The organism is Bacillus sonorensis NBRC 101234 = KCTC 13918, assembly GCF_001592005.1.
Lineage (GTDB): Bacteria > Bacillota > Bacilli > Bacillales > Bacillaceae > Bacillus > Bacillus sonorensis.
On the sequence record NZ_BCVZ01000004.1, the window covers coordinates 172511 to 186952 of the forward strand.

Annotated in this window: 17 protein-coding genes; 1 reads left to right on the forward strand and 16 read right to left on the reverse strand. The window is 45.7% G+C overall.

Annotated features, from left to right (window positions below):
* Nucleotides 1-13: 13 nt before the first annotated feature.
* From BTR1S_RS07800 to BTR1S_RS07810, 3 genes are read right to left on the reverse strand one after another with little or no spacing between them, the layout of a single operon-like run.
* Nucleotides 14-214, reverse strand: coding sequence for a capping complex subunit for YIEGIA (locus BTR1S_RS07800; protein ID WP_006636419.1), 201 nt, complete (start codon nucleotides 212-214; stop codon nucleotides 14-16).
* Entirely contained in the window at nucleotides 211-1110 is a 900-nt protein-coding gene (locus tag BTR1S_RS07805) for a YIEGIA family protein (protein WP_006636420.1), read from the reverse strand. The genes BTR1S_RS07800 and BTR1S_RS07805 overlap by 4 nt, the downstream gene beginning before the upstream one ends.
* On the reverse strand, nucleotides 1107-1709 hold the full coding sequence (locus BTR1S_RS07810; RefSeq protein ID WP_006636421.1) for a YphA family membrane protein: 603 nt from the start codon (nucleotides 1707-1709) through the stop codon (nucleotides 1107-1109). Before BTR1S_RS07810 ends, BTR1S_RS07805 begins: the two co-directional genes overlap by 4 nt.
* 73 nt (nucleotides 1710-1782) lie before the next feature.
* Between BTR1S_RS07810 and BTR1S_RS21800 the strand changes: the two genes are divergently transcribed.
* Complete coding sequence (locus tag BTR1S_RS21800; RefSeq protein WP_006636422.1) at nucleotides 1783-1914, forward strand: YpzI family protein; 132 nt, start codon at nucleotides 1783-1785, stop codon at nucleotides 1912-1914.
* A gap of 64 nt (nucleotides 1915-1978) precedes the next feature.
* Here the strand turns inward: BTR1S_RS21800 and fni are convergent, their stop codons facing one another.
* The 13 genes from fni to BTR1S_RS07870 all read right to left on the reverse strand — a co-directional run bounded on the left by fni (nucleotide 1979) and on the right by BTR1S_RS07870 (nucleotide 14425).
* Nucleotides 1979-3031 (reverse strand): type 2 isopentenyl-diphosphate Delta-isomerase, encoded by a 1053-nt coding sequence (gene fni / locus BTR1S_RS07815; protein WP_006636423.1) that lies wholly within the window; start codon nucleotides 3029-3031, stop codon nucleotides 1979-1981.
* 13 nt (nucleotides 3032-3044) lie between these two features.
* On the reverse strand, nucleotides 3045-4190 hold the full coding sequence (gene rpsA / locus BTR1S_RS07820) for a 30S ribosomal protein S1 (protein ID WP_006636424.1): 1146 nt from the start codon (nucleotides 4188-4190) through the stop codon (nucleotides 3045-3047).
* Between the two features lie 219 nt (nucleotides 4191-4409).
* Entirely contained in the window at nucleotides 4410-5090 is a 681-nt protein-coding gene (cmk, locus tag BTR1S_RS07825) for a (d)CMP kinase (protein ID WP_006636425.1), read from the reverse strand.
* 80 nt (nucleotides 5091-5170) lie between these two features.
* A complete protein-coding gene (locus BTR1S_RS22775) occupies nucleotides 5171-5347 on the reverse strand; it encodes a YpfB family protein (protein ID WP_006636426.1) in 177 nt (58 codons plus the stop codon).
* A gap of 162 nt (nucleotides 5348-5509) precedes the next feature.
* On the reverse strand, nucleotides 5510-6862 hold the full coding sequence (gene ypeB, locus BTR1S_RS07830; protein ID WP_006636427.1) for a germination protein YpeB: 1353 nt from the start codon (nucleotides 6860-6862) through the stop codon (nucleotides 5510-5512).
* A gap of 16 nt (nucleotides 6863-6878) precedes the next feature.
* On the reverse strand, nucleotides 6879-7847 hold the full coding sequence (gene sleB, locus BTR1S_RS07835; protein WP_006636428.1) for a spore cortex-lytic enzyme: 969 nt from the start codon (nucleotides 7845-7847) through the stop codon (nucleotides 6879-6881).
* A gap of 156 nt (nucleotides 7848-8003) precedes the next feature.
* On the reverse strand, nucleotides 8004-8672 hold the full coding sequence (gene prsW, locus BTR1S_RS07840) for a glutamic-type intramembrane protease PrsW (protein WP_029418342.1): 669 nt from the start codon (nucleotides 8670-8672) through the stop codon (nucleotides 8004-8006).
* An 85-nt stretch (nucleotides 8673-8757) separates the two neighbouring features.
* On the reverse strand, nucleotides 8758-9726 hold the full coding sequence (locus BTR1S_RS07845) for an asparaginase (RefSeq protein WP_006636430.1): 969 nt from the start codon (nucleotides 9724-9726) through the stop codon (nucleotides 8758-8760).
* Between the two features lie 110 nt (nucleotides 9727-9836).
* Nucleotides 9837-10805 carry a YpdA family putative bacillithiol disulfide reductase gene (locus tag BTR1S_RS07850; protein ID WP_029418341.1) on the reverse strand — a complete coding sequence of 323 codons (969 nt, stop codon included), beginning with the start codon at nucleotides 10803-10805 and terminating at the stop codon, nucleotides 9837-9839.
* A gap of 87 nt (nucleotides 10806-10892) precedes the next feature.
* Nucleotides 10893-12167, reverse strand: a complete 1275-nt coding sequence (locus BTR1S_RS07855; RefSeq protein WP_006636432.1) for a Glu/Leu/Phe/Val family dehydrogenase — start codon at nucleotides 12165-12167, stop codon at nucleotides 10893-10895.
* 193 nt (nucleotides 12168-12360) lie between these two features.
* Nucleotides 12361-12945 (reverse strand): genetic competence negative regulator, encoded by a 585-nt coding sequence (locus tag BTR1S_RS07860; RefSeq protein WP_006636433.1) that lies wholly within the window; start codon nucleotides 12943-12945, stop codon nucleotides 12361-12363.
* A 175-nt stretch (nucleotides 12946-13120) separates the two neighbouring features.
* Nucleotides 13121-13900 (reverse strand): metallophosphoesterase, encoded by a 780-nt coding sequence (locus tag BTR1S_RS07865; RefSeq protein ID WP_029418340.1) that lies wholly within the window; start codon nucleotides 13898-13900, stop codon nucleotides 13121-13123.
* Nucleotides 13901-13981: 81 nt separating this feature from the next.
* Nucleotides 13982-14425 carry a YpbF family protein gene (locus tag BTR1S_RS07870; protein ID WP_006636435.1) on the reverse strand — a complete coding sequence of 148 codons (444 nt, stop codon included), beginning with the start codon at nucleotides 14423-14425 and terminating at the stop codon, nucleotides 13982-13984.
* Between the last annotated feature and the right edge of the window lie 17 nt (nucleotides 14426-14442).

The window sequence follows — 14442 nt, forward strand, 5'->3', positions numbered from 1 at the left end:
ATCACAACTGTAATTAAAAATGTTTCACGATCAAATACAGGTCATCTCCTATTCCATGGGCGATTCCGTCAAGGATCGCTTCTAGATTTTTGGCATACTTGTTCATTTCCTCGGCATCATCACAATAAAACACGCTAGTCCCTCCGATGACCCGGTCCCGCCTTGTCGTCACGACCGCCAGAATATAACTTTGAATTGTGATTGAATCGCTCATCGAATCACCTTACCATGCTGTTCTTTTATAAACTCCATCGGCACGCGTATCGCATTTTCCAGTGTCGGGACATCCCCGATCACTCTGATGGCCGTCTCCTTGTCCTTAATGACAGGAAGAACGAAAATCGCCACCCGGCCGTCATTTAAATCCCTCTTGGCCAAAGGTGTCAGGGATGGTTCACCCGAATCGCGGTACACCCCGAGAACGTTTGAGACATCAAATAAAATCGCCTGCCTTTGGCCGAGATTTGCAAGGGTGACAGCCGAATTGAAATTTTTCGGCTTCAGGACAAAGCCCATTCCATGCTCCAGAATCAGCTTTTGCTTTTCGGGGATCCCGATGTTCATGATGTAAATATCGTCTACATAAAGCCCCTGGTCCTCAAAGTGCAATGGTTGATGCTCTATATCGGCAATATGCTTAATAAAACTGCCGGACATCAATATGCGGCCGATGATAAAACAAAACAGCGCCATCACCATTCCGGCCCATACGGATGAAAAGAGAATATAGGTCAGCGTCGTCAAAAGCGCTGTGAAAATGACGATGTAATTCCGGCTTTCAAAAGCGATCGCAATTCCTTCGATATAGGTGCTTCCTCTTGAAACGAGCTCATAGCCGTCCAGCTGTGTCAATGTTTCTCTTTCCATATTGCGGACATCCCTGAATTGGGTCGCTGCTAACGTCAAGAACGTAATCGCTGTATAATCGGATTTCAAAATAGACGGGATGATGACCGCTCCGATTGAAGCTGCGATCATGGCCTGAGCTATATGTACTGTTTTTCCGTGAAGATAAGTTGGATACTGGCGGTAATCGGTCCGCAGCATGTACACTCTGACGATAATCCCGGCGACAATGCCCAAGATAATCGGATAGGTATATTGATTCATGACATTTTTGTTGCTCCTTTGTTCAATCGCTTCCATTTTTGATGAATCTGCTGTACAAGCCGCTCATATTGGGAAACTCCGTACAGCAGGACGATGCCTGCCGAACACATCGAAAGCCAAGAATATCCTCCGGCAACAAGGCCTTCATGAAACTTTCTGATGATGAGCGAATATAAAAGCTCTCCATGGCACATCCCGAGCACCATAAGCGCCAGGCGGTTTATGAAGCTTTTTTCAAATGTCAAGGTCATGATGACAAACAAGATGATGATCAGCCACTCAGGCTTTAGGATAAACCAAACCGGATCATATAATGCAAAAAGAAACAAAAATCCGTAGGCAGACACCATTGAAAGATGAAGCAGCAAGCGCTTGATACTTCTATGGAGCGCCGCATAGCCGCCAAGCAGATAAGCGCCCGCATAAAACAGCAGATAAGCGCCGTTCAACAACAGGATAAAGCGGACTTGATACATACTTAATATGATGTTGAGCAAAATAAATGCCGAGGCAAAAAAACGGGTTCTGTTTTTCTCAAGAATAAATGTGGTTAAAACCCATAAAAACCACATTGACCAATAGTAATAAAATTCTTCCATTGTTTTCGTCCTCCATATTTTAGTATGGAGTGACTGAGGAATTTTTAAACGTGCAATAAGGAGGGAAAGGCATTTGGGAAAAGACAGGCAGGAAAAGAAATTGAAGCAGCAAAGGCGCACCGAATCGGACCGTGATCAGTCCATCGCCCATAACGGAGCTACCTCTCTTGAAAGCGCGGAGGAAGCGCGTAAACGAAACCCATAAGTAAAAGGCAGCTTGCCGCAGAGCTGCCTCTGGTTCGCAAAAGCCGCCGGTTAACCGGCGGCTTTTAGCGCATGCTGTAAGCTGAAGAATCAATTCCTCTTGCTTTCAGCCAATGGTATGTATCCCCTTTTAAAACGAGAGGGGCTTTTTTCAGTTCATCTATTGTTTTACAGCCGAGCACGGTCATGATCCTTTTCAGGTCACTGATAAGACCGGTTATTTCTTCGACTAATGCGTCCTCTCCAGACGTTGTCAGCACTTTGAGGAAGTAGCCGGCCATTCCTGCCGCAGACGCTCCTAAAGCAATCGATTTGGCGAGATCGAGGGCGTTTTGAAGTCCTCCTGAGGCGATAACCGTCCCATGTTCACTGCATACGGTGCTCACCTCGGCAATGCTGGCAGCTGTTGATATGCCCCATTGATTGAAAAACTCGACCGCCTGATCTCTGCGCAAATTTTCGATTTCCGAGAAATTCGTCCCGCCATAGCCGCCGACATCCACCGCCGCAGCTCCCGCGTTAAAGAGTTTTGTAGCGGTTTCTCTGCTCATTCCGAATCCGACTTCCTTTACGGAAACGGGGACGCTGACCGTGCGGCAAATCTCTTCGATGCGTCGCAGACGTCCTTCAAAGCAGCGGTCTCCTTCAGGCATGACGATTTCCTGAATGACATTGAGATGAATCTGAAGCAGATCTGCTTCAATCATATCTACAGCCCGCTGGGCCTGATCAACCGTCGCTTCGCTCCCTAAATTGGCAAACACGAGGCCTTTTGGATTTTCCTGTCTGACAACCTCATAAGAAGGCCGTTCTGCCGGGTCGTTTAAAGCTGACATTTGGGAACCGACGGCAACCGGTATGTTCGTTTCTGCGGCGGCTCTGGCCAATGCTCTGTTAATCTCAAGTGTCGTCTGTCCGCCTCCGCCTGTCATCGCATTGATAAAAATAGGCGAACTTAAGAACAGTTCGCCTATTTTTGTTGAAGTATCAACTTGTGACAATGCCGTTTCCGGAAGGCTGACGTGAACAAACGTAATATCATCGAACCCTGTCAAACGTTTTTGTCCGGTGGACAGGGCATGTTCAATGTGTTGTTTTTTTCTCTCGGCTCGCGTCACCATCATCACCAAATTATTTTAATTTATTCAGTTTGTCTCCAATCATTTCTCCGAGCTGGAATCCTGAAGACTCTTCCTTCGCCTGATACTGGCGGTAGTCTTCCTGTTCTGTTTTATCGTTTTCTTCAAGCTCCTTCATGCTCAAAGAAATCCGTTCTTCGGCTTCATTGACATCAAGAACCTTGACTTTCACGTCCTGGCCTTCTTCAAGCACTTCGTGAGGTGTTCCGATGTGTTTATTTGAAATTTGGGAAATGTGAACAAGACCTTCAACACCAGGAAGCACTTCCACGAAAGCTCCGAAGCTTACCAGACGCTGGACTGTTCCGTCAAGGACGTCTCCCGGTTTCACTTTTTCACCGATGTTGGCCCATGGCCCCGGAAGCGTTTCTTTAATGGATAATGAAATCCGTTCATTGTCGCGGTCGACGGAAAGCACTTTCACTTTTACATCCTGGCCTTCTTCAACAACGTCTGACGGCTTCTCAACATGTGAATGTGAAAGTTGTGAAATATGAACAAGTCCGTCAATGCCGCCGATATCAACGAAAGCCCCGAAATCAGTCAAGCGCTGGACCTTGCCTTCAAGAACCTGTCCGGCTTCAAGCGTCTGCAGGAATTCCTGCTTTCTTTCGGACTGTTCTTTTTCGACAACCGCACGGTGGGACAAAATCACGCGGTTTTTATCTCTGTCAAGCTCAACGACCATCAGCGTAAGCGTCTTTCCTTTATAATCCGTAAAGTCTTCGACGAAATGAGCCTCGACAAGCGATGCCGGAATAAATCCGCGCACGCCTATATCAACGACAAGACCGCCTTTGACAACGTCTTTAACTTCGGCTTCAAAAATTTCTTTTGACTCAAATTTTTTCTCTAGGTCTTCCCAAGCGCGGTCTGCATCAACAGCACGTTTAGATAAAATCAAGGCGTCGTCTTCCACTTTTGTCACTTTCAATTCAAGCTCATCGTCAACATTGACGACATCTGATGCTTTTTCTACATGGAGACTTGATAATTCACTGATTGGAATAATACCGGTTTGCTTGCAGTTGGGAATGTCGACATCGACATGCTTGTCCTCTACTTTGGTTACAATCCCTTTGACCACATCTCCAACCTCTGGTACTTGAACATCAATTTGATTCATTTCCTCTGTCATTTCAATAACCTCCTTGGTCCAAACCTACACAGCTTTTGTAAAAACGGTTATACCGAACTGAGCGTAAACATCAATCCGGACAGCCGAATATGTACTAAAGAACTATTCAAAATGGATATTTGAATGTTCTATAAAATGATTTATTATTACTAACTTCTAATAAAAGCATGTGTTTGTCAAGTCAAAACATGCGGACAAAACGTAATTTGTCCGATTTTTTTAATTTTGCGCCTTTTTGTCTACTACCTGCAGGATTTTTTCGGCCACTTCAGCGATGGAAAGTGAAGTCGTGTCGATTTCAAGCGCGTCATCCGCTTTCTTCAGAGGCGAAATCTCCCGCTCGGAATCAAGCTTATCGCGCCTTCTGATCTCCTCTGCAAGCGTTTCATAATTAACATTGTACCCTTTTTTGAGATTTTCTTCAAAGCGGCGTTTGGCCCGTTCTTCGACTGATGCCAAAAGGAAAATCTTCACTTCCGCATCCGGGAGGACATGGGTGCCGATATCACGGCCGTCCATGACGACTCCGCCTTTCACGGCAAGCTGCTGCTGCCTTCTTGTCATTTCTTCGCGGATCCCTCTGTGCTTGGCGACAATCGATACCTGATTGCTGACTTCGTCTGTACGGATCGCTTCTGTTACATCTTCGCCTGCAATAGATACCTTCTGTTCCCCATTTTCCGAAACGGTAAGATCGATGGCCGAGTCTTTCAGGAGCTGGGTCAAGCCGGCCTCATCCGTCAAATCGACGCCTTTTTTCAGCGCCAAATACGTAATGGCCCGGTACATGGCGCCGGTATCAATGTAAACATAGGCTTTTTTTCGAGCCACGATTTTCGCCACAGTGCTTTTTCCGGCTGCGGCAGGGCCGTCGATTGCAATACATAATTTCTTTTCCATAATTCCTCTCCTTGCTCTCTGGTACTCCTTATAGGATTGTATCATGTTCTCAGCGAAAAAGGGGAGATTTTCACGTCGATTTACGGCTTAAATGTCTCGATCCATTCGCCGATATTCATTTTATTCACGCCTTCATACTGCACAACCTTTGACAGATAAGGCTCCGTCTGAGAAAAATGGTAGAGAAGCTGCACACATAATAAAATCATTCCCTGAACGACGAGTATTTTGATTAATATCCGCTCAAATGTTTTCATAAAAATTCCTCCGTGCTTTACCGGAACCGCCGATAAGCCTTTTCATTGAAATATATGGGCTGGCCTCCGCCTCCCATACCATCAGTATGGAAATGTTCACCGCTAATTATTCCGGATGCCAAAAAGGAAAAGGCGTATCGGCCGCCTTTTCCCTTTGTCTTTTTACAATCCCTTGTATATCGGTTCTGCACTTTTCATTTTTTCTATTTTTTCTTCGCTGCCGTCGTTCGCGTTGATGAACATGCGGAACGTATCGTTTTCGATCGTCCCCAGCATTTCATAGCAGAGGACCTCCTGAGAGTCCTCGTTTGTAATCAGGGCAAGCCGTGTTTCCTGGACTTTTACATTATGATTCAGACTCGCTTTCGCTTTCTCAGGCGTCAGCTTAGGCTTTGGAAGGTCCCTTTTCCTGTGGGATGTCAGAAAATCTTTTGCAGAAAAACCGACAATTTCCCCATCGTCAAGGGCAACCTTCATGCGGATGCTGTCAGGGTAAAGCCATACGCCATCCTGAACGGGAACAAATGAAAACACGCCGACACCGTCATATTGAGAGCTTTCGTCCATTTTAAGGTCATCTGTGTCATAACCGTTCTTTTTCAAAAATTGCAGCGCACGGTTTGTGGCATCGTTTAAGCTGATTTTTTCATCCTTGATTTTTTTGTTTTGAATCAGGTAGACCGGATACCCGCCTTTTTCGGTGATGTCCATATAAATATCGGATTTTTGGTCGGGGTCCTGCATGCTGACGGAGTAGACATCTTTGTTCGTCTTCCTGCCGCTTTTCGCTACTTTAATATTGTAATTTTTGTCTTGGGCAAATTTTTGGGCAATCTTTTTCGCTTCTGCCTGGGTGATTTTATCGCCCTTTAAATGATTATATCCTTTTTCCTCTTTTACCTTGTTTGTCATGGCCGCCGGGCCTAAATCGGTATCCGAGAACGCGTTTGCTGTATTTTCAACCGTTTTAAAGCCGTCGATGATGGTATTGTCGCTTTGCTTCTGGCCGGAAGCAAGCGCAAGCTCGACATCCATCCATCTTAAATTATTGTCAATGATCAGGTGCTGGACATTGCGCAGTTCATTTTGTATATCTTTCGATTTTTCGTAAAGCTTGTTCAAAGATGAATACTCTTTTTTATTCAGCGGTTCTTTATCAAGGTCGCGAACGGCTGTTTTATAACTGAAATCCCCGACGTTTGCCAAAAACTCTTCCGTTTTATTAAACGGCATAAGTGTAAGGGGAAGCTGGCTGACATTGTTGTGTGCTTCTGACGTTGTTCTCCAGACTTCTGCCAGGGCGGGGGAAAGCGTTTTTTTGCTGTTCATGGCAAGCGTGCTGCCGATTTGATCGTGAAGCTGGTCCACCTGATACGTTAAATCGTGGAATGCCCGCTGATAATTGTTTTCGGCATGCAGCAAGACCGCGTCTTTCTCCTGGTGTTCTTTATAACCCCAGTAGCTCGTTCCGACAATGGCGATTCCTAAAATGGCGATTAAAATTCCTCTGATCATTTATAACACCTCGCTTTTATTCACAGAAAATGTGTTTGCCTATCCTTTTGATTTGAGGTCTTCCCCATATCCACGGGCTCGTGGCTGTGTCAGGGTTGAAATAGTATAAGGCATTTTCTGAAGGGTCCCAGCCGTTGATGGCATCCAGCACGGCTTTTTTCGCCGTTTTATCCGGCGTCATATAAATTTGGCCGTCGGCCACCGCCGTGAAGGCGAGCGGCTCAAAAATAACGCCGGCTACCGTATTCGGGAAAATCGGGCTGTCAATCCTGTTTAAAATTACAGCCGCCACCGCAACTTGGCCGTCGTATGGTTCACCGCGGGCTTCACCGTAAACCGCTTGGGCCAATAGGTTGATGTCATTGTTTGAAAAGCCGCCCGGCATGTTGGCAGCGACCGCATCGTATTTTCTCGGTGCCGCTTGTTTTTCCGGCTGTTTTGGGGCCGCCTGCTGTTTCTGTTGCTGCTTTGGGGCCGCCTGCTGCTTCTGTTGCTGCTTTTGCGCCGCGTACTGCTTTGGAGCGGCCTGCTGGCGCTGTCTGGCCTCCGCTCTTTGTCTCGCCTGCTGCTGCACTTCTTTTGAAGGCTTTGTCTGATACTTCAGCGGCATGCCTCCGTAATGGGTAAATTGGTTACCTTTTCTAAGCTGTTTGTGCACATAAGCACTGTAGTATTTTGTCGTGTTGACTAAATGTTGTTTTGTTTTCGGTCCGACAAGACCGTCTGTTTCCTTCAATCCAAACCGGTGCTGAAAATTGCGGACCGCCCAGTATGTCGCCCATCCATAAACACCGTCAATCTTGCCATTATAATAGCCGTTATATTGAAGTCTTGCCTGAAGTTCAATTACATCGTCCCCCGTCGCCCCCCGCTGTATCACTTGCGCAGTAAAGGCGGAGCTTGTTTGACTGAATGGAAGTGAAAGACTTGTTGCCATAAGGGTACAAAGAATGACATTCAAACAAAAAGAACCTTTCGACTTCATGTTTTAAGCCTCCTCCAGCATTTTTGTACCCATATCTTTTGTAGCGAGGCAGATTTTATACACGCTTTCCTTTCTGTTTCAATCCAATAAACATTTGGCTCAGCTGTTTCAAAAAGAGCATTTTGGAAAATAAAATAGCCGCCTTGATAAAGGCGGCTACAGATCGAGCGGCTGTTCCCCGGCATGGATGGAACGGGCTTTTTTTGCTTTTCGCAGGCCGAACCACCATAGAAACACCATAAAGGGCAGCATAAAATACATCCAATTTTTAAGAGCAAGGAGAATATAATCATAAAAGCCGTGAAGTACAGCCGGCACAAAAAACGACAGCAAAAGCCATTCCAGCTGCTTTTTGCGCTTCGAAAAACGTGCTTTACCGATATAAAAGCCCATAATAACGCCGAACAAGGCATGGCTTGATACAGGAAGAAGCGCCCGCGCAAACGCGTGCTCCACCCCGTTTCCGATCAAGTACAAAATGTTTTCCAGTGTGGCAAATCCGAGCGAAATGCTTGTCCCGTAAACGATTCCGTCATAATGTTCATCAAAATCGACATGCTGGTAAATGCTGAACATGAGCAAAAACCATTTTAAAAATTCTTCCAAAAACCCGGAAGATAAAAACGAGATGACAAAGTTGCTCTCAGATATGTTTTCTTTTTCCAAAACATACTGTATGAACATCGTCGGAAAGACGAGCAAGACTCCTAGTATAAAAAGGCGGATAACCATACGGATGGGCTCTGTTTCATACTTTTCCTTCAAGTAAAAATACATCAACAATGCGATTCCTGGAGCTACGCCTGCGGAGATAATTCCGAACATGTGAAACCTCTTTCCTTTCCATCTGATTCTATCCTACCATGATTCACAATGTTTTGAAATTGAAAAAGGCAGGCGAAAAAAACAGCTAATAGCAAAACTTGTCTTTTATTCCATCGTCATAGCTTGCAAGCAGAACCGCCAATTTGATCCGCGCTTTTTTGCTGTCATAATCTTTTCCGAGAATGACGCCTTTTTTGACGAGGTCATAGCTGCTGCCGGCGTAGTCATAAGTTGTATAGACCTGGCCTTCTTCTGCGCTTGTTGTGACCACGATATGAACGCCTTTTTGCAAAGCGGCCTCTATATCCGCCACCATTTTCGGCGTCACCTGCCCCCTCCCGACGCCTTCAAGCACGATTCCGGCGGCTCCTTCCTGCACAGCGGCGCGGATAAACTTCCCGTCCGCATCAAGATAGCTTTTAATAATATCGACCACAGGGAGGCTTTTTTTCAGCTGATGCACGTCCCGTCTTAGCGGCTTCTGATAGACGTATACTTTATCATTGTCAATGATCCCGAAGTATCCAAAACCAAATACGTCGAAACCCTGAAGATTTGACGCATGAACTTTTTTAACGTAGCGCGCATTGAAAATCCTTTCGTTAAAAACGACAACCGTCCCGGCTCCTCTTATCTCCTTGCTGCAGGCGGTATAAACGGCGTGCCTGATATTTGTATATGCGTCACTCCCCTGCTCCTCCGGGGGGCGCTGTGAGCCTGTGACGACAACCGGCCGGTCGTCCCGGATGGTTAAATCGAGGAAGTAGGCCGTTTCCTCAAGCGAATCAGTCCCGTGCGTTACAACAGCGCCGTCATACGTGTCATCTTCGAAGACCTTTTCGATGGCGCTTTTCAGCTGGAGCAAGTCTTGAAAGGTAATGTGCATGCTCGGAAGCTGAAACGTCGGATATACATCGACTTGCACATCTTCCGGAAGCTTGCAGATTTCGGCCAATTCCGTACCGCTGATGGCGCCTGCCGCAAGCCTTCCGCTTTCTGTCTTTCTGCTTGCGATCGTTCCGCCCGTCGTGATGAGAGCCACTTTATTTTTCATCGTAGGATGCCCCTTTTCGTCATAATCTGTGCTGCTATAAAAAAAGAGAGCACATCTATATATAGAATATGCTCTCTTTCTTGAGTTACAAACCGCAAACTAAAGAATATTTATATCCGTTTTGCGATCTCGGCGGCTATCATTCCGCCATGGAAACGCCCGTTTTCGATGAAAATTTCATTTGCATTGTTCCCGGCAGCGATCACACCGGCGATGAAAATGCCTTCTTCGTTTGTCTCCATCGTTTCTTCATTAAACAGCGGGCGGCCTGACTCAGGCTCAATTTCAACCCCCATTTTTTCAAGAAAGCTGTGATCGGGATGGTAGCCTGTCATGGCAAACACAAAATCGTTTTTAATCGTCTCTTCCTCTTTGGAATCAATCGTAAAGGTCAGCTGATCCTCTGTGATTTCCTTGACGACCGCACGAAACTCCATCCGTATTTTCCCGTGTTTGACGAGGGACACGAATTCAGGCAGAATCCACGGTTTAATGCTCGGGGAATATTCTTTTCCCCTGTATAAAACGGTCACTCTTGCTCCGGCTTTCACAAGCTCCAGCGCAGCGTCAACACTTGAGTTCTTTCCGCCGATGACCGCAACATCTTTGTCAAAATAAGGATGCGCTTCTTTAAAATAATGAAAGACCTTGGGCAGATCCTCACCCGGTACATTCATATAATTCGGGTTGTCATAGTATCCCGTCGCAACGATGCAAAACGAGGCCAAATACACATCTTTTGACGTCTCGACTAAAAAGCGGTTCTTTTCTGTTTTCGTTACAGAGTGGACCTTTTCAAAAGCATTGATTCTTAAATTCTTCCGTTTGGCCACTTCCCTGTAGTAGGCGAGCGCCTGGTTTCTGACCGGTTTGCGGTTTTCCGTGATAAAGGCAACATCACCGATCTCAAGCTTTTCACTTGAGCTGAAAAACGTCTGATGGGTAGGATATTGATAAATGCTGTTTACGATATTCCCCTTTTCAATGATGAGTGCATCGATTCCGATTTGCTGCAATGCAATACCTGCTGAAAGCCCGCAGGGGCCGCCGCCGATAATGATCACTTTTTCTTCTTTCATGTTCCGTTCATCTCCTGTCATATCCGAAAAACAAAAAATCTCCTATTTTAGGATAGGAGATTTTTTGACTTGTTGCAAATGCTATGCTTATATCCAGCCTCTGAACCGTGATGCTTCCGCCATTTTCCTGACGCCCACCATGTAGGCGGCAAGCCGCATGTCGATTCTGCGGTTTTGGGCCATTTCATAAATGTTGTTAAACGATTTGACCATCATTTTTTCCAGTCTTTCTTCCACTTCTTCTTCAGACCAGTAGAAGCCCTGGTTGTTTTGCACCCATTCAAAATAGGATACCGTGACACCGCCGGCGCTCGCCAATACATCGGGAACCAGGAGGACCCCGCGGTCTGAAAGAATTTGCGTCCCTTCAAGCGTTGTCGGGCCGTTTGCGGCTTCAACAACGATTTTCGCTTTAATGTTATGCGCGTTTTCTGCGGTGATTTGGTTTTCAATCGCCGCCGGCACTAAAATGTCGCATTCCAGTTCAAGCAGCTCCTGGTTTGTAATCGTGTCGTTAAAGAGCTTTGTGACGGTTCCGAAGCTGTCTCGGCGGTCAAGCAAATAATCGATATCAAGACCTTCAGGGTCGTATAAGCCGCCGTATGCATCAGAAATGCCGACTACCTTTGCGCCTGCGTCATGCATAAATTTCGCAAGATAGCTTCCCGCATTTCCGAACCCCTGCACGACGACAGAAGCCCCTTCGATATCGATGTTTTTCTTCTTCGCCGCTTCTTTAATACAAATCGTAACCCCTTTTGCTGTCGCAGATTCTCTGCCGTGAGAACCACCTAAAACGAGCGGTTTTCCGGTAATGAAACCCGGAGAATTGAATTCATCGATTCTTGAATATTCGTCCATCATCCATGCCATAATTTGAGAATTGGTAAATACATCGGGAGCAGGCACGTCCTTTGTCGGTCCGACAATTTGGCTGATCGCTCTGACGTAGCCTCTGCTTAAACGTTCAAGTTCAGGAAAGGACATATCCCGCGGATCACAGATGATCCCGCCCTTTCCGCCTCCATATGGAAGGTCGATGATTCCGCATTTCAGACTCATCCAAATAGAAAGCGCTTTAACTTCTTTTTCTGTAACTCCCGGATGAAAACGGATGCCGCCTTTTGTCGGCCCTACTGCATCATTGTGCTGAGCGCGGTATCCCGTGAAAATTTTTACAGATCCATCATCCATGCGAACCGGAATTTTAACCGTTAAAAAACGGATCGGCTCTTTTAACAATTCATACACTTCTTCTGGATACCCTAATTTTTCAAGCGCCTTATGTATCACCGTTTGCGTTGATTTCAAAACATCATGTGTATTTTCCTCAGTATGACCGGTGTTTTGATCGGCTACCATTATAAGTTAACCTCCTAAAGTCTTTCTGGCATGTTGTCCTTTCAGAGAATAGTATACACCCTTGCATTAATCATGCAAAGGACAAACAGCCTTTTTTCGCAAAAATATTCGGGAAAAATCATGTTTGTATATTCTTATTTTCGGCTAAAAAAAACTGCTGTTTAACACAGCAGTACATCTTTTGCGCTTTAGGCTATTTAAAGTACGTTTGAATGGTCTCGACGGCATTGTTTTCCATGATTTTCTTCCCGTATTCCTGAAGCCTGTAAATGGTTAACGTCGTCGGGTTTCCATACTCGGCTAAAATCGAGATCACGCCATCGACGGAATGGGAATCGAAATCGTCAAGACTCAGGAAATACCTTCCTTCATAATGATAGACCGTTCCGCCTTGAATTCCGATCCGGTCGAGATTTTTGGAAAGCTCGATCAGATGTTCAAACGTTTGAAACTCATATATAATGTCAACACTTTCACCAAGTTTGACCTGCATTTCTATATAATCCTCATCATACTCATTATCGTCTTCATCTGCTTCCTGGTTTTTCGTGACAATGATGACCATTCCCTGTGCTTGGAGAGAATACACTTCTACAGCGATTGGGCCATTTGCTTCAAACCCGAGCTCTGTATTCGCTTCGTTCATCATGTCCTTAAACAGCTGCTGGACTTTAAATGAGTCTTTCCAAAGGTCTTCTTTCGTCAGCCCCCGGTCTGTCAGATCGTCAAGTGTCAGAAAGATTTTGATCTTGTTATAATTAAGACGCTCAAGCCGCATAACGTTCCCTCCTGCCTCTTCTTGCACACATCATTTATCTTATTATATGGAGATGATGAGTCATAGGTTCTTAATTTTGATACCAGTTTACACTGTGTTTGGGCGGAAGACAAGCACTATGCTGTCTTTTCCTTCTTTTCCGGGAAAAAAGCCGGGAACGGATGCGTGCAGCGCCTTATTCCTGTCCGGGCATCAGTCTGATGAGGTGCGTTTCCGGCCTCGCCCCGAACCTTAATGGAAGCCTTGTCGTTCCATAGCCGTTGCTGATCAGATAATGCACTTGATGAACCATTCCCGTTCCGCCGATGTCATAAAGGCCGAATCTGCCGATGCGAATCTGGCCTCCATGGGTATGGCCGCTGAGAATCAGATCGATTCCGTCTTCCTCATGTATTTGATGATGAATACCGGGATTGTGCGACACTAAAAGAGTCGGAGCTCCGGGGCAAAGCTTCCTGACCGCCTCCGGATAATCGGCAAACCCGAGCCTGAGATCGTCAACACCGCTGATATTGATGATCTGTCCGCAGTGGTCATAAATGACCGATTCATTGCGAAGAGCGGTCACACCATATGTTTTGAACAGACGGACAAGCCTTTCCTGACTGACCTCGTAATCATTGTTTCCCCATACAAAATACGTTTTTCCCAAACTTGTCAGCCGTTTGATATTTTCTTCAATCCTCGTAAACGGGACGCCCTGTTCTGCCAGATCGCCTCCGATGACGACCATATGCACGCCGTGCTCCTCCACTTCGCGGATGATCTCTTCACTGACTGTGCGTCTATGAATGTCAGATATAAAAAAGATGTTCAGCGGCTCTTTTCCCCCCAGTCGTCTGAGCGGAAAATCAGCGCGCTTTACACGGTTTTCTTTGGCGATGGCCGACATTTTCCAAATGAATGCAATAGCGCAAACGAAAGCAGCGGAAATAAGACTGAGCAAATAGATCATATTGATTCCCCATTCTTGTTTTCTTTCATATAAGACGCCTGATGAAAAAAGACGTTTCTTTTGCCAAGAAAACGCCTTTTTTTATTTGCTTTCAAAATACAAATTGATGTCATACTGCTGTTTCATGACTTTATAAACCGTTTCCCTCGATTTCCATTCCTCGGGCTGGGGCCACAAATCGGTGCTTTTCTGAATAATCTCGCATCTGAGCTTATGAAAGTCCGCTTCCGCTTTCTCTTCCTTCTTTTTAAAAAAATATGCTGTGCTGTAAGCGAAAGCCGCCGACAATATCCAAAGCATGTACATGGAATCGTTCAGCAATTCTCCCAGGATGCTGTTTTTTCCATACCCTTTCCAGGCTACAAACAAGCAAAACGATGCGGCGCAGATCAGGGCGGCCGCCTGCCATCTGAACGATTGCTTTTTATAATTTTCATATTTTCGTTTTCTTTTAATTAAGCCGCGAAGCATTTGTTTTGTAGGTTCGTCAGTAAAACGATCAAGCTGATCAAGTGCGCTTTCCACATTCCTCACACCTTGTC